16 protein-coding genes and 1 pseudogene are annotated in these 20,300 nt (G+C 56.9%); 8 read left to right on the forward strand and 9 right to left on the reverse strand.

Annotated elements, in window-relative coordinates:
- Positions 1–456: 456 nt before the first annotated feature.
- From HIJ39_RS06795 to HIJ39_RS25110, 3 genes and pseudogenes are all read left to right on the forward strand, one after another.
- Positions 457–1,992 carry a right-handed parallel beta-helix repeat-containing protein gene (locus HIJ39_RS06795; RefSeq protein WP_169098024.1) on the forward strand — a complete coding sequence of 512 codons (1,536 nt, stop codon included), beginning with the start codon at positions 457–459 and terminating at the stop codon, positions 1,990–1,992.
- A gap of 16 nt (positions 1,993–2,008) precedes the next feature.
- On the forward strand, positions 2,009–2,275 hold the full coding sequence (locus HIJ39_RS06800; RefSeq protein ID WP_169098026.1) for an IS66 family transposase: 267 nt from the start codon (positions 2,009–2,011) through the stop codon (positions 2,273–2,275).
- A 12-nt stretch (positions 2,276–2,287) separates the two neighbouring features.
- Positions 2,288–2,392, forward strand: a pseudogene (locus HIJ39_RS25110) (IS66 family transposase zinc-finger binding domain-containing protein); the annotation flags it as partial.
- A 217-nt stretch (positions 2,393–2,609) separates the two neighbouring features.
- Here HIJ39_RS25110 and HIJ39_RS06810 read toward each other — a convergent pair.
- Positions 2,610–2,918, reverse strand: a complete 309-nt coding sequence (locus tag HIJ39_RS06810) for a transposase (protein WP_169098028.1) — start codon at positions 2,916–2,918, stop codon at positions 2,610–2,612.
- 66 nt (positions 2,919–2,984) lie between these two features.
- A complete protein-coding gene (locus tag HIJ39_RS06815) occupies positions 2,985–3,149 on the reverse strand; it encodes a hypothetical protein (RefSeq protein ID WP_169098030.1) in 165 nt (54 codons plus the stop codon).
- A gap of 145 nt (positions 3,150–3,294) precedes the next feature.
- Between HIJ39_RS06815 and HIJ39_RS06820 the strand changes: the two genes are divergently transcribed.
- From HIJ39_RS06820 to HIJ39_RS06830, 3 genes are all read left to right on the forward strand, one after another.
- Entirely contained in the window at positions 3,295–3,618 is a 324-nt protein-coding gene (locus HIJ39_RS06820; protein ID WP_169098032.1) for a transposase, read from the forward strand.
- Positions 3,619–6,496: 2,878 nt separating this feature from the next.
- Positions 6,497–6,694 (forward strand): DDE-type integrase/transposase/recombinase, encoded by a 198-nt coding sequence (locus tag HIJ39_RS06825; RefSeq protein WP_169098034.1) that lies wholly within the window; start codon positions 6,497–6,499, stop codon positions 6,692–6,694.
- Positions 6,695–7,289: 595 nt separating this feature from the next.
- Positions 7,290–8,084, forward strand: a complete 795-nt coding sequence (locus tag HIJ39_RS06830; protein WP_169098036.1) for a zinc ribbon domain-containing protein — start codon at positions 7,290–7,292, stop codon at positions 8,082–8,084.
- Positions 8,085–8,161: 77 nt separating this feature from the next.
- On the opposite strand, the gene HIJ39_RS06835 is transcribed toward HIJ39_RS06830, so the two are convergent.
- Positions 8,162–9,007: a C39 family peptidase gene (locus HIJ39_RS06835; protein WP_169098038.1), complete on the reverse strand. Its 846-nt coding sequence runs from the start codon at positions 9,005–9,007 to the stop codon at positions 8,162–8,164.
- Entirely contained in the window at positions 8,988–10,886 is a 1,899-nt protein-coding gene (gene asnB, locus HIJ39_RS06840; protein WP_169098040.1) for an asparagine synthase (glutamine-hydrolyzing), read from the reverse strand. The genes HIJ39_RS06835 and asnB overlap by 20 nt, the downstream gene beginning before the upstream one ends.
- 335 nt (positions 10,887–11,221) lie before the next feature.
- Between asnB and HIJ39_RS06845 the strand changes: the two genes are divergently transcribed.
- Complete coding sequence (locus HIJ39_RS06845; RefSeq protein ID WP_207711526.1) at positions 11,222–11,524, forward strand: aldehyde dehydrogenase family protein; 303 nt, start codon at positions 11,222–11,224, stop codon at positions 11,522–11,524.
- A gap of 103 nt (positions 11,525–11,627) precedes the next feature.
- On the opposite strand, the gene HIJ39_RS06850 is transcribed toward HIJ39_RS06845, so the two are convergent.
- The 5 genes from HIJ39_RS06850 to HIJ39_RS06870 form a co-directional block, all read right to left on the reverse strand.
- The gene (locus HIJ39_RS06850; RefSeq protein ID WP_169098042.1) at positions 11,628–14,183 is read right to left on the reverse strand and encodes a M1 family metallopeptidase; all 2,556 of its coding nucleotides are present in this window, start codon (positions 14,181–14,183) and stop codon (positions 11,628–11,630) included.
- A gap of 86 nt (positions 14,184–14,269) precedes the next feature.
- Positions 14,270–15,109 carry an efflux RND transporter periplasmic adaptor subunit gene (locus HIJ39_RS06855; RefSeq protein ID WP_169098044.1) on the reverse strand — a complete coding sequence of 280 codons (840 nt, stop codon included), beginning with the start codon at positions 15,107–15,109 and terminating at the stop codon, positions 14,270–14,272.
- On the reverse strand, positions 15,100–16,281 hold the full coding sequence (locus tag HIJ39_RS06860) for an ABC transporter permease (protein ID WP_169098046.1): 1,182 nt from the start codon (positions 16,279–16,281) through the stop codon (positions 15,100–15,102). The genes HIJ39_RS06855 and HIJ39_RS06860 overlap by 10 nt, the downstream gene beginning before the upstream one ends.
- Positions 16,268–16,957, reverse strand: coding sequence for an ABC transporter ATP-binding protein (locus tag HIJ39_RS06865; protein WP_169098048.1), 690 nt, complete (start codon positions 16,955–16,957; stop codon positions 16,268–16,270). The genes HIJ39_RS06860 and HIJ39_RS06865 overlap by 14 nt, the downstream gene beginning before the upstream one ends.
- Positions 16,958–17,423: 466 nt before the next feature.
- On the reverse strand, positions 17,424–18,788 hold the full coding sequence (locus HIJ39_RS06870; RefSeq protein WP_169098050.1) for a leucyl aminopeptidase family protein: 1,365 nt from the start codon (positions 18,786–18,788) through the stop codon (positions 17,424–17,426).
- 247 nt (positions 18,789–19,035) lie between these two features.
- Between HIJ39_RS06870 and kynU the strand changes: the two genes are divergently transcribed.
- A complete protein-coding gene (kynU, locus tag HIJ39_RS06875) occupies positions 19,036–20,286 on the forward strand; it encodes a kynureninase (RefSeq protein WP_169098052.1) in 1,251 nt (416 codons plus the stop codon).
- Positions 20,287–20,300: the final 14 nt, after the last annotated feature.

The following is a 20,300-nucleotide window of genomic DNA, read 5'->3' on the forward strand; positions in this document are numbered from 1 at the left end:
GGGACACTCACTAATACCGCCACGCCCCAAGACCCCTCTTTACCTACTAGCCTAAGCAGCCGCAATACCACGCGCGGCCAAAGATCTCGTAGCCGTAGTTCAAGCCAGCATGGTGAGTTGTGGGCGACGCTCGGGCCGACCGCGTCCGCCCCCGAGCCCCCGAAGGCTTTGGGTGCGCTGCTGCTCATCGCTTGAATCACCGCCTCAAGAGGATGTCACCTATTACAAACCCGTCTGAGTTCTGCATCCGGCCATAAGAACCATCCTGGCTAGGCCGCACCATCGACAACATGAGGTGTCTGAGCCCGAGCTTACCCCCATGCTTCATCAAAACACGACAGTCGGGGGCAGTTGCCGCGCTGACCTCGCGCCCATTTCCGAGCACTTAGAAACTGTGTCAAAAACGTATCCCGGATCGTATATCTACATAAACTTACAATTTTGGGGGATGATAACATGGCGGTGATTTATGTTCCCAACGACTATGCATCTATTCAAGCTGCAATCGATGCCGCCGTCGCCGGTGATACGGTATTGGTTAGGCCAGGAACTTATACAGAACCCACCACCCCGGCTTCCACACCTATGATCGTTATTAATAAACCACTGACCCTCCAGTCGACCGATGGTCCTGCCGTCACAATATTAGATGGGAACAGTGCTACAGAACGTTATTACATGGTGAGTATCGAAGCGGACAATGTGGTATTTAAGGGCTTTACCGTCACGAACCCTCGGTACAGTGGCACAGCAGATGCTTCAGGAATATTGACAAGTTTGAGCGGACGCCAAGACAATATTAAAATTCTAGACAATATCATCCACGACATTGGGAGTCTCACGCGCCCGGTTGTAAGCTTCGGGACATTCGGTATCAATGTCGGACCCGTTGACGGACTTGAAATTGGAAATAATGTCATTTATCACATCGGCAACGCCGAGACTAATCCGGACAACGGTTGGGCGATCGGCATTTTTGTCTACGGCAATGACGCCGTAGATACGGCGACCAGTGTGAACATCCATGACAATACAGTGTACGACATTGAGAGCCCCGTTGCAGTGAATGATGGCATTAACAGCGGCGGAGACTCGAAGAATATTACCATTGCAGACAATACCATTCACGCAGTCGTGAAACGTGGAATTGTCACAAGTCCCGGCATGCTTGGGCCCGTCACCATTACTGGCAACCAGGTCACCGGAGCCACTTCATATGGAATGCTCCTGCGCAGTCCGTACGCTCAAACCGTAACCGACAACACCATCACACTAAATGACATTGGGGTCCATGTGAACGATACGGTATCCACAACGCCCGAAATCCATGACAACAATATTTATAATAACACGAGCTATGACTTGGTGAATGATGCGTTGGTGCGCGTCAATGCACAGTATAACTGGTGGGGGAGTGTCACCGGTCCGGACGGCAAAGTCCTTGGACTAACCCCGACTGAATATACACCCTTTTTGGAGGCTCCCATTAGTGAGGTTACCGGCGTTACGAGCCGCGTCAAGGGGGTAACCTGCACGCAACTGGCCCGGACCCCAATACCCGACAAGCCCGGATTTGAGGACATCATTCTTCAGGTGACCATCGTGCTCACGATTACGCTGCTCGGACCGACGGGTATGCCAATCGTGACCTTCGAGGCACCGGATGTCGTATTGGAGGCGGTCACCCTCTATGTGCCCACGGGCACCACCATCTACTGCGCCGCGCTCCCTGGCACTACCGTGGAATCCATGTTAGCGGGTGTCCAAGTCCGCAATATTATTACCCTGTGCCTGTTGGTGGCTGCGGTCGGCCCGGCGGACCTTTTACTACCCGACCTGGGGCCATGCCAGCCGCCCGCGAGTAATCAGGTCAACCCGTCTCGTGCCATGACTGACCTAGGCCAGTGCGCAGCCGTCTGCGTGGAAGTCACCAAAGTCTTCGATGAGCGCGCACGAACCGACGTCATAGTGTTCAATGTTCCGGTCCCGTAGATGAAAGCTGGCCTTGATGGTGCTTCATGCGCAGGATTATGTGCGGCAGATCGAAGAACAGATTCGGTTGAGCCAGCACCCCCGATTCGACGCCTCGTCCGAACGGTCGGATGCCGCGCAATTGCGGCTGTTCAATGAAACGGAGGTTACCGCAGTGCCGGCGGTGGACGCCAGGCCGGTCGAGGCGGTGACCTATGAGCGTCACAAGAAAATGCCTGGCCAGCGGGATGCCGCATGGGATCAGCGGCCCGTCGAGCGGATCGAATATCGGCCGGAGGAGTAAGTCTGCCCCAGCTGTGCGCAGACGCTCCATAAAATGAGCACGGAGGTGCGGCGGGAACTGTATATCGTTCCGGCCGAGGTGACCGTCCGGGAGCATTTGCAATATGTCTATGCCTGTCGACGCTGTGAGCGCGAAGCACTCACGACCCCGGTGGTGACCGCGTCGATGCCACGGCCGGTCTATCCCGGTAGCTTTGCCGCCCCCTCGGTGCACAAGGCGCTCAGCCCGCCGCACGGCGCGCGGACTCGGCGGTCGATCACACCAGGCATAATACCCGCTCCGAGAGGTATGGAGGACTTGGCACATCTTCGTGACACGGAAGGGGGAGCGATGTTCATGAATGAACGCATATTTTACTTCCGGTCGTTGTTGGCGAAGATGCGCATCGCTTTTTTAAGATGGCGTTCTCCTCTTCGAGATCGCGAATCCGTCGCTGTAACTCCCGTGCTGCCTGGTCGGCTTCCCGCAGATGGCCACTCCCAACATGGGGTTCCCAAGGATGTTCTCGGGCATTCTTCAGCCACTGATGCAAGGTCGTGTCCGGAACACCGAAATCCCGAGCCACCTCCGCCACCGGCTGGTGGAGCTCGATCACCATCTGAATCGCTTGCTCTTTGAACGCTTTGTCGCATCTCCTAGCCATTTGGCTCACCTCATTCGGTTAGAGTATCATCCCCGAATTCACGGTGTCCATGGATCAGACTAACATTCAGAGACCCCCCTGGCCGATCTCGCGGCGGAAATCGGTGCGGCCGGTCGCAATCGGTAGAAGGCGCGGGAGGACATTGCCCAGACCCTGCAACGCTTGGCTTTCCGCGCCTTCCGGTTGCACCCGGAAGAGCGGGACGCCCGGCATTAAAGTTTGGTGCTGCACCTGATACCATCCGGGCCTTTGAGCGCCAACGGCGCGCGCTGGACGCGGTGATTGGCCGGGATTTGCGGGCCTTCCAGCAGACCCTGACCAGTGTGCCCGGCATCGGTCGGGTGTACGGTGCGGGCTTGCTGGCCAAAATCGGCCCGTGGAACGCTTTGCGTCGGAAAATGCCTTGGCCAAATATGCGTGGCTCACGTGGCGCCCCCACCAATCGGGGGATTTCGATGCCGACATCCGACCGCTATCGCGGTCGGGCAACGCCTACTTGCGGTACGACTACGTCGAAGCAACCGAGAGAGTCCGTGGGGACCCGCACTTCGTAGCCTTTTATGAGAAGAAGTATCGCGAGGCCCGGCACCACGCGCATAAGCGGGCGCTGGTCGTGACGGCGCGCAAGTTGGTCGACGTGGTCTACGGGATGCTGACCCGAGGCCAAATCTACGACGAAAAGAAGCTGATGCCGCAATAAGGGGACCGGCAACCAATTTTCCATTTACTACCACATTCTTTCCGGAAGGTTTATTTCATCATGGCTTTCGCCGACTGTCCCGCGAAAAAAATGGACCTTGACATTTAACCGCGCGACAATTGCTCCCTGAGTCATCTCATTTTTAGCTGTCCCCACTGTGCTGGGCACTCATACACTTGGGATACCTGAAAGTCTAAATTTACCTCTGACATCCCGACCCGCGACATAGGCTTAGATGCTCCACAGAAACGTGGCGTTCTGATATCTAGCCGCCTTGGGATTGGATGTTGGAAGGCATCGTCATTCAGCGCTATTTGTGTGAAGATAGGGGGTTTCGCGATCCCGATGGAGCTCTGATCGCGATCGATGGCGCCAAGGTGTTGCCCAAAGTGCTGAAGACGGTCTGGGGCGCCAGCCCCCTGAGCATACGTTCGTGATCCCAACAAGATCATATCGCCCGGGTATATTGATCAGCGAGCTTTTCCTAGGACCTACTTGGTAACTGCACCAATGCATCTCGCTCTGCATAAACTAGCGAAACGAACCTATATGCAAGGGGAGACCTCTATGCCAACCTTAAACCCGACACATCCGCTCCGTGGTCTTACTGTTTCCATATATTACCGGTCGGACTTTTTAAATCGGGCCCAATACCTAAGTACCATTTTGTCCGAGTGGGGGGCGCAAATCGCCATTAACATCTCCACCACGGGGGTTGTCATTTCATTGCAGGAATCGCATGCGGGTGGCCACATAACCGCGCCACTCCCGTATTCTCGTAATGGTCTGCTCGCCCGCATTGTCGCCCAGCAGTTGAACATTCCTTGGCGTACTGGATGGGTCTGGGGTCCGTCCTGTCCGACCATCCGTGTTTACGGATTCGACGAGCACATGGCCGTGCCGCTAGCCAAAGGACTTCTCTTGTGGTACGCGATCGAGAAATTTTCGAACCCCGACGCCCTGGCAGTTGCTGCGGCGATGGGAGCATCAGAAACCACTGCGCACATACGCCCTACAAGAGAAGCGTTGGCCGCTGATAGTCCTCTGAACATCTTAATCCACGTGAAAAGCTCCTCTGGTGAACAGGCCATTTCAACTAAGCAAAGCCTGACACTAACCGATAAGGCATCCTTAGATTCGCCGACCCTCCAACCGACCGACGCCCCGCAGCTTCACTCCGAATTGGCGCGCACGGCAGATTCCCCATCGGAAGCGTCTACGGCACTAAACGATCAATCTCATTCTGCATCTACCATCACGCCCCGTGAGTCGTTCAAAACAGCCGAGTCTCAACCACAGGTCCCCGAACTTCGACGCCACGTCGAACAACAGCAGACGCGTCGGTACCTTCCCCATGGAGCGCAGATGAGGAGCTCCAATACGCGAACACCAAATTCTGCTTCCAGAGGCTCTATAATGTTGCGCTATTCCCTGGATTCAAATGATCGTTCTCACCGTAATGTGACTACATCCATTACGTCTCCCACGATAACTCCTCCCCCTGTTGAGCATACACCACCACCCAGCGTCGACAATCCAATACAACTGTATCCACCGAAATTCTTTTCGACACAACATGCGTCGAGCTCAAAGCCGATCAACCTTCCGGATCCGCCGAACTCAGGACACGGCTGACACTAAGTCACGTCGTGCCCCTGGGAGGTCGTGCACGTATTTTTTGGGAAATGCAGACAGCGGCGGAAAAGTATGTAACCAAAACGCGATACCGGACATACGGTGCTAGTGGAAAACGCGCTGATAGCGCGCCCTACCCAAGAAGGAGGAGTTCATAATGGCGGATCAGGATTGTGTGACCTGTATCCTAGCCGACCAGGTGTATGATAGCTGTTCGCAAGTGGTCACGGTTACCGGGACGTCGACCTGTACAGGTACGGCCAGTGCCGCGGCCTGCGTCGGAGCCCCGTCCTGTACCTTGTTTGGCACCCCAACGCCAGTCGGCAACAACGATTACTCGGTAACGGTTCAAGTGACTCAGCCCGCTACCTACGACTGTGATGGGGTTGCCACGCCAGTTGACCTTGTGGGCTACGCAACGTGTGTATTATCCGTTCCGACTGGATTGAACGCGTCAGACTTGGTTGCCTGCTTTGCCTTCACGCCTCTAATCAATGGCGTTCCGGACTGCGGTATTACGCTAAACCAGTCAGGAACGGCCGTCGTGCTGACTGCCCAAGTGTGTGTAGAAATCAAGATCATTGTTATGGTCCAGCTGCAGGTGATCACCCTTGGGCCGTGTCTAGTCCCACCTGGACCCCAGGCGGAGTGTCCTGTTGGTCCCTTCCTGCCCCCATTAACAAGAGGTTAACCATCCACCACTGGAAGTGCTCTGGATTGCAATGGTTGGCTCCCGGAATCCCTTTGGATACCGGGAGCGACTTCTTGTTTGCAATCTAATCGCATCCAGGGGACCACGGTTGTCTGAAACCGTCAACAACACTGTCTCATCGCGAGCTATCGTCCGGGTATTGTTTGCAGCCCGGTCACGAACTTCCTTATGTGTCAGCGCCAGAATAAATTTGACCCTACGAAATCCGACGCTAATACCCGACCAAAGGTGATGTGTCGAGGTGACAAGGAGTGGGCAAGTGATGAAGATCCGAGATCTCCACGCAGAAGGACCCCCGAACCATCGAACCCGGCCCTTCACGGCCTATTTAGACGGCCAGGTAGCACGAAGCGTCACCAACGGTACTCGGTGTTTCACGATGTTTGGCAGCAGGGTATGCCGACGGGTATACGCTGGTCAAGAACTACCTCCAACCGCGCCGCCCGGCGCCCACGCCTCAAGCGGTTTTACGGTTCGAGACTAAACCCGGGCAACAGGCTCAGGTGGATTTCGGGTTCTTTGGCTACGAGGATGTCGGGTCGACCCCAAAAACTCTGGCTCTTTGTGATGGTTCTGTGCCACTCCCGGATGACGTATGCGGAATTCGGCACCGCCACGGATGGGACCGCCGTCATTCGCGGCTTGGTCCATGCGGTCCAATACTTTGGCGGTCGACCGCAAGAAGTGCTCTTTGACAATATGAAACCCTCCGTTCAAAGGCCGAAATGAGAACGGGAAGATCATATGGATACCGCGGTCCCTGAATTCGGCGCTGGCGCTGGGCTTGCAACCACGCGCTTGCCGTCCATATCGGGCGCAGACAGGATCGTGATCGCGTGTATGGCGAGCATCGGGCCCTCGTGGCTCAGCAGTGTGCCCACGTTCGGAGGGTCACGAGTTCACTTGAGCGAAGGCCTGTCGCCCAAAGGAGTCCAATCGCGGTCTGCCCGGCGGGAGACGCAAGGTCTTCGCCGGTCACCATCTATCGAGGGACTTCAGCCACGGTCAGAGGTACGACACGGTTCGCCTGTGACATAACCCAAAGAGGCCGCCCGGTGGGATTTCGCTGGTCGGACCGACCGGCGACGAGCCAGATCATGGAGATCATACGGTCGCAGAGGTCCCGGGATTGAACAAGAGTCTACGGAAACAAGAGGATTCAGCTAAAAAACTAAGGTAGGTGGGGAAAGTTTGACACTTACCAGATTACTACCCCGAGAACTAAACCGGTGATCCCGGAGGAGCAGTTGTCGTTTAAAATTCCAGTAAATGGATCGTGCATCGATTGGTGCACTCGCATACGGGTGAAAACGGAGGGATCCTCATGGCGCAATCCCAGTTAAGCTGTCCTCAGTGTGGCGAAACGATATTGCCGGAAGACAGGTTCTGTTTTCGCTGCGGCGGCCGATTGCCCATGCACAAATTTCTCATCATAAAGCAGCGATTGCGACGGTTCGGTCTGTCGCAGTGGCCGGTGGCCATTGTGGGTGTGGCAGCCCTGGTGGCGGCAGCCTATGTGGTGTATCATCAGTCTCAGGTAATTGCAGAGACCAGGTATCTCGACGCGCGTCAAGGAAACATCGCGTCATACCATGCGCATGCGGTTCGTCAAGCCCGGGGGAAGCCCTCTCACGCTGCCGGCAGCCCACTTCTTCACCCCATAGTAATCACGACGACCACAACCTATCCTAAGCCTGTCCGTTCAGCCTCTACACCCCATTCGTCGACCGCCGGACCTGTCTCTCAACCGGCACGTAGCCCCACTTCAGGGGAGCATTGGGTGACCGAAAATGAACGCTACCAGAACGTGCAGTTTAGCCTTGAGGTTCCGTCCGTCATGAACACCAGCCTCGCCGCATCCTCCACATCCTGGACCTGGGGAAGCCGGAACACCCCGTATCATGTGACCGTGTCGGTGGTCTCGGGAAAACCGGGATCCGCCAGCATGAGGTTAGGAGCGCACACCTATGGCACGCCGATAAGCCGCTCATCGCGAGTGGCCTCTCAGCAGCTATTTATTACCTGGGCTCGCGGAAAATGGGTTGAGGTGGCAATGACGGTGCCCAGCAAAAATATCAATTGGCTGGCGGCGGTCGCGGAGAGCGTTCGGGTGAGTTAACACTAGAAATTGGGCAGCAAATTGGAAACGGCCAACCATTTTCGATGCGTCGTTACTGTGATTCCCTAGGCCGGATCTTAGCGGGTTCCCGAGGCCGGCAGCTTCACGGTGATGGCTTGCTTGCCCAACTGGTCCCACGACTGCAAAAACGGGGCCTCGGGTATCTTCTCCGCCGCCTCACCGTTGAGCGGATTGTTCACGTACAGCACTCCCGGTCCGTACCCTACCAGCAACACGGCATGCTCCAAGGGCGTCGCCTTCACAGGGCCCTCGGGGCTTTGCCACGTGACCCAGTCCGTCGTCGGCTTGAACGTAATTGTCGTCCAGACTTCCACGGGTATCCCTGCGGCCACATGTTGCAGGATGGTATGAAAAGAGGATCCGGTGAGGTCCTCCGCTTGCCCCGGCAGCAGCTGATTGAGAAACTTTGTCATCGGCCCGTGATAGATGCCATAGCCTTCCCCCGCTTGATACACACTGCCCACGAACCCGATATTGGGGTTTCCCCAATATTGCACGTGATGGACGGTTTGTCCGGAAGCATTGGTCGTCGTATCCAGCACCAGTTTGGTCGGATCTTTGGGCATCTCCGCAGCCAACGTCATTTTGCTGACCGGGTGCCCGACGGCGTCCATCAACATGGTCAAGCTGGTGACCTCGCATCCATTGGGAAGCTGTGGATACTGATCGATACCCACCACGTGAATCAAAGCATGCGATGGCATTGGGGCCGATCGATGTGAAGGTGCGACCGATCGCTTGGGAGGCTTCGGCTTATGCCCGATCGCCGGCAATCCAGTTCGCACGGCCGGTCGGGGTGCCGAAAACAGCCGGTGGCTGACCATGTATCCTCCAGCCACCAGCAATATCCCAATCACCAATCCGCCCCAACGCGGTCGGACCCTACGTCGGCGTCGCCCCATGCCCGTTGGCCACCCCCTCTCGCCCCAGGTTCACCGCCTGAGACCCCATAAACTGTTGGTGCCACAACGAAAACACTAATAGTGTCCACACCTTGCGATCCTGATTAAACACCGTGCCCGGAGCGGCATTCAACAACGATTGTACTGCACGACGATTAAATTGCGGGAGGTTGGCTGATGACAACATATCGTTGCTGAAATCGCGCAGTTGATTTTTGAGCCAATGGCGAATGGGAATCGGAAATCCCAGTTTGGGCCGGTGTTGGACAGCGGGCGGCAGTTCCCGGGCCATGGCCTTACGCAGGGCGAGCTTGGTCGTCCCTTGCCCAACCTTGAAGGCCGCTGGAATGCGCGCCGCCAATTGGAACACCTCAACGTCTAAAAAGGGAACCCGAAGCTCCAAGGAGTGTGCCATTGACATCTTGTCCGCCTTCATTAAAATATCCCCCGGAAGCCAGGTGTGGCCATCAACCATTTGCATACGGCTGACGGGATCCAAATTCTCCGTCTTCTGATAATATGGGGCGGTCACAGTCCAATACGGGTCAGGTTTCTGCGCATTGAGCCATGGGAGCAGTTCCGCCTTTTCCGCCTCACTGAAGATTTTGGCGTTACCCAAATACCGTTCCTCCAGGCGCTGTGAACCTCGGATAAGAAATCCCCGGCCCTTCATCTGCGGCGGCAGTATTTGGGCAGCTTGGCCTAATGCCCGCCGCAGTCCGCGAGGTATGTAGTCGAACAATCGCAAGGCCGATGGTTCGGCATAAATGGGATACCCGGCAAAGAGCTCGTCGGCCCCTTCGCCCGACAGCACCACAGTCACATGTCGGCGAGCCTCGCGGGCTAAAAAGTACAATGCCGGCGCACTGGGATCGGCCACCGGATCCTCTTGTGAAACGATGATCTGCGGCAACAAATCCTGGTATTCCTCTGCTCCCACCACTACTTCGTGATGGCGCGTCCCCAAAATTTGTGAAGTTTCACGCGCAAAGTCGAGCTCGTCGATCTCGCCGTGATTCGTCCCAAAACCAATACTAAAGGTATCCAGTTCTTGATGTTGGCGCAAAAATGCGACCACCGCACTGGAATCAATTCCGCTTGATAAGTAGGCACCGCGCGGCACATCGCTCATCATATGACGGGCTACCGAGTCCTTGAGCGTATGATGAATGGCTTCGGCCAACTCCGGCAGGGTGAAGTGAGGATCAGGGTCATAGGACATGGCCCAATAGCGAGTCAATTCGACGTGATGGTCGTGCCAGGACAGATAGTGGTCCGGCGGGAGCTTCCAAACGCCCGCAAACATCGTTTGGGGATCCGGCACGTATTGAAAGGTGAGATAATGCCATAGGGCATTGGCATTAACCGCCGGCTCCACACGCCCAGATGCCAACAAGCTTCGGATGTCCGACGCAAAAAAAAGCCCCTCGGATCCGACCGTGTAATAGAGCGGCTTTATGCCGAAGTGATCCCGGATCAGGTGCATCGTATTGGTGCGCCGATCCCAAATGGCCACAGCAAACATGCCTCGCAACTGCCGCACGACATGGTCGATACCACCCTGTTCGTACAAGTGGGGAACCACCTCGGCATCCGAGTCGGATCGAAACAGGTGTCCCTGAGCCTCTAAGGCATCGCGCAACTGACGGTAGTTATAAATTTCACCGTTCGTGACGGAGACGATCTGCTGGTCCTCTCCTGACATCGGCTGGTGTCCGCCCCTCAAGTCCAGAATTGACAACCGTCGAAAACCTAATCCTGCAGACCCGAAATAGGCAACTCCACGGTCATCCGGACCGCGATGGATCATGGTATCCACCATCCGATCCAACCCTGCCTTGTCAAATTGGCTGCTCGCAAAACCGCACACTCCGCACATATAACGGCCTCCTCATCAGAGAGACGAATCCCAAGCCAAAACGCAACCATTGGCCGCACTACTATTAACGAAAATGCAGCGAAGAATATCACGCGCCCTACTCTGGCCTTAGCTAAGTGGTCCACATGGCCAAGAGGAAAGCGGGGAACACAGGCTTATAGCAAATAATCTTTCTATATCTCAAGCTTGCTAAATATGGCCGCAGCCAAACGCATGCTCCGCATTGCTTCTCGTATTTGAATCCGGAAAGAGGGGCTGACATGCTAACCAAAGGAGCTGTTGGAACCGATCGTTAAACGCCGGTTCTAGTCCAAGCCATCATCAATGGTGAGCTGGTGAAAACGCAAAAACAGCATCCACGAAGAATCCCGCCAACCCTGGGGAATTGTCGGGTATGCGCCAGACAACCGCTCACCAGTTCGGTATGGGGCCAAACCGATCACGCCATCCGAGTGTCCAGGCGTGTCGAGGAAGGCACGACGATGATTAACACGGCTGCGGTTCAAGGGCTTGACGTCAGCTTTCCGCTCGGAGGTGTCAAGCAGTGCGGCAGTGGCCGTCATTATGGAGCCGAAGGCTTGATGGGCTACGTCGAGACTCCTGTCATCAATGTCTCCAAGATGTTGGACTTGCCGTAGATTCCGAAGTAATCAGGAATCCCCGGGCGGCCTTACTGCCCGGGGATTCCTCCAACATGGTGTCCCTGATCCAACCGGTCCGTGGAAAGGGCGATTTGACCATTTAATGCCGGCTCAACACGTCCGCAATCGTATCCTTTACGCGGCGTGCCATGGCCCGATTGATGCCCTGGAATTCCATGGCCTGGGTGGTAGAACGCGCCACTTCGGCTACAGGGTGATCACGAAGCCAGGTCTGAATGCGCTCTGCCAGCGTCTCTTCCACGACGGTCGCTGTCGGCTGGATAAAATGCGCGAACATGCTCTTCGGGAACTTCTCGAGCAACGCATCCCACCGCTGCTCAATGGATTCCCACGCGGCCTCCGTCGCGCGTGAGTTCATGACGAGATACGCCAAGGCAATGGGGGCATCCTGCAACCGTACCTCGGACGAGTAATACAGATTGATGGTGCGCTGAATCAGCTCTGGCTTGCGAAAACGCGCCAAAGCAAACAGATAGCGGGTTTCATCCTGCGGCGTCTTGCTCTCTTTAAACGCCCGGTAAATTGCGTCCCAGTCCGAGGCATCCCCATTGGCTGCCACCACATTGACAATCGGCGTCAAGAGATCAGGCGCCACCGAACTTTCTCCCCTGAGGATGGCCGGGAAGCGCTGACGCGCCTCATGAACAACGTCGGAATCATTGCCCGATATCCCCAAAAGTTGAACCAAAGCCGCTCTAAGGCGTCCAAGACGCACATCTTCGCCGGGCTTTGGCTCCCATCCCAATTCAGCAAAAATGGGACCCGCAATGTCGCGGATGAATTGGGCCACCACGGGCTTCGACGCCTCGTCCGCCACACGCCATAGCAGGTTCACGTTGGTCGCCACAGCGCCCCATACATCCGGGTCGCGTTCAGCACCCAAGGCACGCCATAATTGCACCGCTTGCTGAAGCGGCACTGCCCCCGATTCCACCCCGGCCCACGCATCGTCCACTAGCTGGTAGCGCTCAATGGCGGTCATTTGATCGAAAGCGCCCAACAGCTTCTCCCACAGGCGGTTGTCATAAGCTGAGCGATAGAATCCCCATCCGCCCTGATTGATGGTAATCCATTGCACGTCCTGGGGAACGGGAATCGCGAGGGGTTCCGACGCGAGGATTTTCCGGACCGTCTGGGACTCTCCCGATTGGCCATGAATTCCGACCACGACTGGCACTTGCCAGCGCCCTTCACCCTCGCCCTGATACCGAAATTGGGTTTGCGTAAGCGTGAGCGTCTTGCCATCCTCGCTTAAGCTCGCGTGTACCAAGGGAAATCCGGGTTGAAAAACCCAAGAATCCATCATCGAGCGCACGGGCTGACCGGACACGGACTCGAGCGCGTCCCACAAGTCGCTGGTCTCGGTATTTCCGTATTTATGCGTGGTGAGGTAATGGGAGATGCCGCGTCGGAACACCTCAGGGCCCAGATACTGCTCGAGCATGCGGAGCACCGAGCCGCCTTTTTGATAGGTTAGGACGTCAAACATAGCCCAAGACTCGACCGGCCGCCCCACCGGAAACTCAATCGAGCGCGTGGAGGCTAGCCCGTCGATGGTCATGGCATAGGCGCGCCCGTGGCTAAAGGTGGTCCAAACCTCCCATTCGGGATGCAGCGCATCGCTGGCCAACTCCTGCATCAGCGTGGCAAAGGCCTCGTTGAGCCAAATGCCGTTCCACCAACGCATGGTGACCAAGTCGCCAAACCACATGTGGGCGGTTTCATGAGCGATTACGCTTACGGCCGGTGCCTTTTCCTGCAATGCCGCCCGTTCCGGGTTCATCAGCAAATACTCTTCGCGATAGGTGACGCAGCCCAGATTCTCCATCGCACCAGCGGCAAATTCGGGAACCGCCACGTGATCCAACTTGTCTCCGGGGTAGGGAATGCCGAAATAATTTTCAAAGAACCCCAGCGTTTCCTGCGCCGCCTTCTCCGCCCAATCAGTCATCCCCTCAAATCCGGGGCGATAGGCAACGCGAACTGGGGTCTTCCCCACGTTGATCGGATTGGTGGCCTTGTACGGGCCAACCACCAAGGCCACTAAGTATGTAGACATGGGCATGGTATCAGCAAACACAATGCGGCGCTTTCCCTGCCCATCCACGGTGTTGGATACCTCACGAGCATTGGAGATGGCGGTCAGACTCTCGTCGACGACCGCCGTGATTTGAAACACGGCCTTAAACTCGGGTTCATCCCAGCCCGGAAAAATCTGCCGTGCATCGGTGGCTTCACAATGCGTCGAAGCAATGATGACCGGCTGTCCATCCGGTCCTTGAACTGTCGTCCGATAAAAGCCCCGCAAATCGTTGCCTAATTCGCCTTGGTAATGAATAGACAGGATTCCGCTGCCAGGCTGAATCGCTTGGTCAAAGTGAATCACAATTTGTTCTTCGTCGGCATTGTCGGTGACCGATGCGATCAGATTGGCGTGGTCGGCATCAGACCAACTCACGTCACCAATGGTCAAATCCAGTGCGTTTAAGATCATCTCGTTCAGCGGTTCGTGAACATCGACCTCGATGCGTACGGTTCCAACAAAACGCCCGTCAGGCAAGTTGGGCTCGATGACCAACTCGTAGCGTCGGGGCAAGGCCGTACGCGGCAACCGATATGGCGGACGCTCAGCCATGGGCGGTCCCTCCTTCGTGGGTTACACAATCATAGCTTTCGGCTTTCGTGCCCCACGCTATTCGCCCTTTGGCTGATGGATTCCTGCTACGGACTATTTTGAGCAAACAAGGACGATGCGCCTTCGGTCGGAGGAGTCCACACTTTTTCCTTGGGGAAGAGATTCCCCGATACCGCCACCCAATTGGCATTGGCCGCCAACACCTTTACCGCAACCAGTCCGTTGGGCGTTCGCACCGCATATCCTGACGACCCATGCGAAAGCACGGCCGCAGCGGGCACCGTCAAAACCCCGGGCAAGGTTCGCGAGAGCACTTTCACTAGGTCCACGGTATTAAACGGTTGCGCCGCGGCGGAGGCAAACACGGCCTTCACCGTGACAAATCCTTGACGGGGAGAGTCGGTCGAGACAATCGTCCCCGCAGGTTTTGTCTTGCCCGTCAGGGTCACGTGCGCGCCCCGATGCCATGGGGCGGACTGATCGGCCGGCACCCGAACTGCCACCGTTAAGGGAGCTTTTGTGGCCACAACGGCCACGGTCGGCTCGGTCGGACCCGGCACAGCCACGCCCGGCGGCGGGGTCCCGACATAGGATCCCACTGGGGCCACCGCTTTGACAACACCGGCGGCAGGCGCGGAAACCAACTGACCGTTCTTCATCGCCACCAGAGGGGCTCCGCTCGGTACCGTTTGCCCGACATGGACTCTGTCCTGAGAAACCTCCGTCAAAAAGCCCTGATATCGTACAATACGGGTTTGAGCAGGCACAACCACCCCGGAGTCTTCTCGGGTGACAGTCAATGAGCGTCGCTGAACCAATTGCCACGCCGCTTGGTGTGCCGTGGGATGCGGTGTCGCCCCACACCCGGCCAAAAGCCCCGTCGCTGCAAGGCCAAGGCTGAGAACATGCCAGCGCCTCACTCGCATCGCAAAGCCACCGCCGGCGCTAAACGAGCGGCGCGAGCCGCTGGATAGATGCCAAACAGCATGCCAAGTCCCACGCTGAAGGCTAAAGCAACCAAGGGCACGATGGGAGAGAGATGCATAGACAAGTGCAACTGACGGGTAATCTCCCAACTAATTCCTACCCCCGCGCCAACCCCAAGAATTCCTCCAGTCCCAGAAATCAGCACCGCTTCCAAGAGAAACTGGAGCAAGATGTCCATGCCGCGAGCGCCTAAACTTTTACGCACGCCAATTTCGCGCACGCGCTCGGAGACCGAAATCAAAAGCACATTCAGCATGCCTATGCCTCCAACCACGATGGAAATGGCCGCGACTCCCACTAAGACCTGGGTTAGCAAGTGACTAATCTCTTGCGTCAAATTAAGAATTTGGGATTGGGTGAGGATGGTGTACCGTGCGCTCCCTCCGACCCAATGATTCAAATGACGGCCCAGGCGGTTCACCACCTTCGTCACGGAACTCGAGCGGGTGCGAAGATAGACGGAGTCCACGGCTTGACTGCCGTGCTGGTCGCGAAAAGCGGTTAGGGGTACCATGGCCACCGCATCCTGATTGACGTCAAAGAACGCTCCCTTAGCGGCCAATACGCCCACCACAGTATCGGGCTCCCCGTCAATCATGACCGTTCGTCCTACGGGATTGACCGGCCCAAAGAGAGTTCGGCTGGTCTCGGCGCCCAAAACCGCCACGTCGAGATGGCGTGCTTCGTCCACCCGGGTCAGGTATCGGCCGTACGCAAGGTGGTACTGCAATACCGACGAGGTTAAGGGCGGCGTACTGGCATAAATGGTCGCCACAGCTTTCTTTCCCCGTGCGGTCACGGCACTGGTCTCGTAATCCACGGGGGCACCCACGGCGACTCCCTTGACCGTGGTCAACCGATTCGCCTCGGCGAGGGTGAGGTCACGGTGGGAGTTGGTAGCCGAAACCAACGGATTCATCGTCACCACGACCAAATTGCTGCCTAAATTCTCGATGCGAGCACTAACCCCCGACGACGCGGACTTCATCAGCGTCATCAGCGCAATCACCGCCGCAACCCCAATGAAAATGCCCAACAGGCTCAACCCACTGCGAAGCTTGTAGGTCCACAAGGGTCTCCATGCCTGCCGAGCCAAGTCATCCATTCGCATGAAGTGCCCCCTCTCGAGGAGAAACGAGACGGCCGCTCTCAATCGTCACCGCCCGGTCCGCCACCCGCGCGAATTGACGATCATGGGTAATGAGCACGATGGTCTGTCCTTCGCGGTGCAACTGTTGAAAAAGCCGCATGATGTCATTGCTGCTCTGCTCATCTAAATTGCCCGTGGGTTCGTCCGCCAACAGCAGCTTGGGCTCGGCGGCCAACGCTCGGGCTACCGCCACCCGCTGCTGCTGCCCCCCCGAAAGCTCCTGCGGTCGATAATCGAGGCGATGTTCCAGTCCGAGTTCCGAAAGCCAATGGTCCGCAACCTCGCGTCGCCGCCGAGGCGGCATACCGCGATAAATGAGCGGCAATTCGACATTTTCACGGGCTGTGAGAGTCGGAACCAAATTAAATGACTGGAAGACAAACCCGATGGTACGGTTGCGGAACTTGGCCAACCGCCGATCGGCCCACCGCCCTACTTCCTCGCCCATCAGCCAGTATCGCCCGGTTGTCGGCCGGTCCAAAAGGCCAATAATGTTCATCAAGGTCGACTTGCCGGATCCGGAGGGACCCACCACGGCCAAAAATTCGCCATCAGCCACGGTCAAATCCACGTCGCTTAAAGCCGGCGCATTGCGCCGACCGGGATAGATTTTGCCAACCTGCTCAAGAACTAGCAAGACGCTTCCCCCTGATGAAGAAAATGTCCCACGCGGCTACGGGGACTTCTATAATTATTGTCGAGAAGTTTCAGGAAGGCGCCAAGTCTATTATTTTGGAACCCATGTCAGTTTCTGGGGACACAAATCCATTGGGGATTCCCAAAGATGGGATATGCAAGTCCGAGGAAGGAACCAGCACAGAAAAGCCATACCAACGCTGTGTCCGACAATGCTTGGCTTACTTAGCACCGACCTGCCCTTCCCTTTACAACTATTATGCCCTGACTGCCGAGATTTTCCAACCCTTGACAATCGTCGACGCTGATCGCATTATTCCGAGCGCAGAATCCTACTTGGATGCGAGCGAGCCTCATGAGCAACATCCCGTCGTTGATTTCCGGCGAGAGAAAGAGCACCTCCAACAAGGTGTGTTACCCCGTTCGGAGGTGCTCTGATTTAAGTGGGAGAATCGGCGTGTTAGTGTTTAGTCTTCTTGGGCCCAGAGTCGGCACACCTCGACCAGGGTGGCCACACCATATCCTGTCGCCCCAGCGCCAATCTGGCCGCCTTCCCCGGAAAACGACAGACCGGCAATGTCCAAGTGCGCCCAAGGGGTCGATCCCGCGAAATGGCCGATGAAGAGCCCCGCCGTCACCGTGCCAGCAGGCCGACCGCCGCTGTTTTTAATATCTGCGGCACTGGTCTTAATCAAGTCGCCATAGTCCTCATCATGCGGCAGCTCCCAAGTGGGTTCCGCTGCCCAGTCAGCTGCGGCTTTGACCTGATTGGCAAGCTTATCATCGTTGGTGATGAGGCCGCTTCGAATGCCTCCCAACGCGACCACATTAGCCCCTGTAAGAGTGGCCATGTCCACAACCGCTTGCGCTCCCTGACGCCGTGCCCAGGTCACGCCGTCGGCCAACACCAATCGGCCTTCGGCGTCGGTGGAAATTACCTCGACGTGCGTTCCATCCATCATAGTAAGGACATCCCCGGGACGGTACGCCCCGCCTCCGGGTAAATTCTCGGCCAGGGGCAAAACGGCCAGTACATTCACGGGCCAGCCCATTTGGGCCACCGCCCGAATGGCGCCGGCCACCGCGGCAGCGCCGCCCATGTCCCCCTTCATACGACCCATACCTTCTCCGGGCTTGAGTGAAATGCCGCCACTGTCAAACGTAATGCCTTTGCCCACCAGCGCAATCCACGGAGCCCCGGGTTTGCCTTCATAGCGTCCCGTCAACAGCACCGGAGGCCGATGGCTTCCCTGGCCAACAGCCAAAATACCTCCGGCGCCCATGTCTTTCAACGCCTCATGATTAAACATCTGCCATTGAATGCGCTCGGAACTTCCCTCCTGGAAATAGTCCGCCAAGTGGGTCGGCGGCTTAAGGTTGGAGGGGATGTTTATCCAGTCACGAACCCGCATTTGCTCACGAAGAATCGTAAGTTCCACCTCGAGCGGCGCATGGGAAACCACCAACACCTCGGGCCCCTCAACCGCCGCTGGTTCCGGTTTGTATTGATATAGACCTTGTCCGACTCCCCACAGGGCGGCGCGCAAAAACGCGGCGTCCAATCCGTCCACCAACACCCCAATTTTCGACGGAGAGAGCCCACGAGCCACTCTCACAGCCTCACCGAAGGCGGCCTTTGTCCGTCTCGCAGTTTTCTTGGGCGGGACCACAACGAGCGGGCGTTGACTGCTTCCCACAACCAAGGCCGGGACATCACCGTGCATAGGCAACGATCCGTTAAATTGTTTCTCCCAGGCTTGCTTTTCCACAACCCAGACATCCACGGCGGTCTCCGTAAATTCCGGAGTCCAATGCCACCGATTCGTAAACATCTCTTGGTCACTCTCCCTATCTCTGGTTCGCGGGAATGCCCACCGTACCGGACACCCCATAATCCCTCTCACTTTAGCATTGGAAAGGCAGGGCACACCACCACTATCAACAATCAAACGAGGGCGTCTGGCCCCAGCTCGAGCATCCTAATGACCCCGTTTTCGCGCGTATCTCGTGGCGGAATAGCCAAAAAGGATTTTCCTGACGCGTAGCCGAAATCGAACAACAACAGAAAGGAGCATCATAGTGCGAGAAGATTGGCTCGAGCAAGCGAAGACGAAGGAAGCGGCCGACCCCTGGGCGGCTCTGCCTGACCGATTCGTCATCCCACCGCATACCCTCTATTTTGACGGCAACTCTCTCGGACTAATGAGTCAGAAGAGCCGTGAACGCGTCGAGGCTGTTTTGGACGAGTGGTCTACACTCGCAGTGCTGGGCTGGGACCGGGGTCGGGATCCATGGTTTACCCGCTCTGAGCGAGTTGCCGACGCGGTTGGCACGCGCATCGGCGCACGGCCCGGCGAGGTAGTGCTGGGAGCATCCACCACGATAATGCTGCATCAATTACTAGCCACTTTCTACACGGGCGGTCACATTCTCATCGACAGCCTGGCGTTCCCCACCGACCGGTATGTGGCAGAGAGCTTTCTTAGCCAACGAGGACGTGGGTTAGAATCGCTGGTGGTGGTGCCCAGTGGGCCAGGCGATTTGCTCAATCCGGAAGATATTGTGCGCTGCGCCACCGACGACGTGTGTGTGGCCATCTTGCCATCAGTAGTATTCACCTCCGGCCAGCGGCTGCCGATGGAAGAATTGACCCGAGAACTGAGACACCGAGGCGTGATGGTGATTTGGGACTTGTCCCATTCGGCGGGACTGTTCACGCATCAACTCCACGATGAAAACATCGACGCGGCCGTTTTCTGCACCTACAAATATCTTCACGGTGGACCCGGTTCCCCCGGCGCGGCCTTTGTCCACCAGCGCCATTGGCCCCTGAACCCCGGTCTCAAAGGGTGGTGGGGGTCGGCCAACGATCAGCAATTTCTAATGCCAGACGATTTTCGTGGTGCCGCCGATACCTCAGCGCTGCAGCTGGGCACCCCCTCCATGCTGGCGCTGGCGGGACTTCAGGGGGCTCTGGAAGCGGTGGCAGATGTGCCGGTCGAAGCTCTCTGGAGCCGGTCGCATACGCTGTTGCGTTTTTTGGAACAAATGGCGGAGGAAGCGCTGGTCCCGTTGGGCGTCCGCTGCATGACCCCTAAGACGATGCGCGGCGGCCATCTGGCCATATCCCATGCTGAGGCCCGCTCACTCAGCGTGAAGCTTCGGGCCCGTGGCGCCATCTCGGACTTTCGATATCCGCATATCATCCGTCTCGCCCCAGTACCCACCACCACACGCTGGCATGATTTAGTGGCCCTAGTGGAAACGCTCGAGGAGCTTTTGAGGGCCGAGGATTGGATGGCGATTGACGACACCGGTCGAGTCCCCTAGAGAAAGGTCGATGA

This window comes from Sulfobacillus harzensis (genome assembly GCF_012933365.1).
Lineage (GTDB): Bacteria > Bacillota > Sulfobacillia > Sulfobacillales > Sulfobacillaceae > Sulfobacillus_B > Sulfobacillus_B harzensis.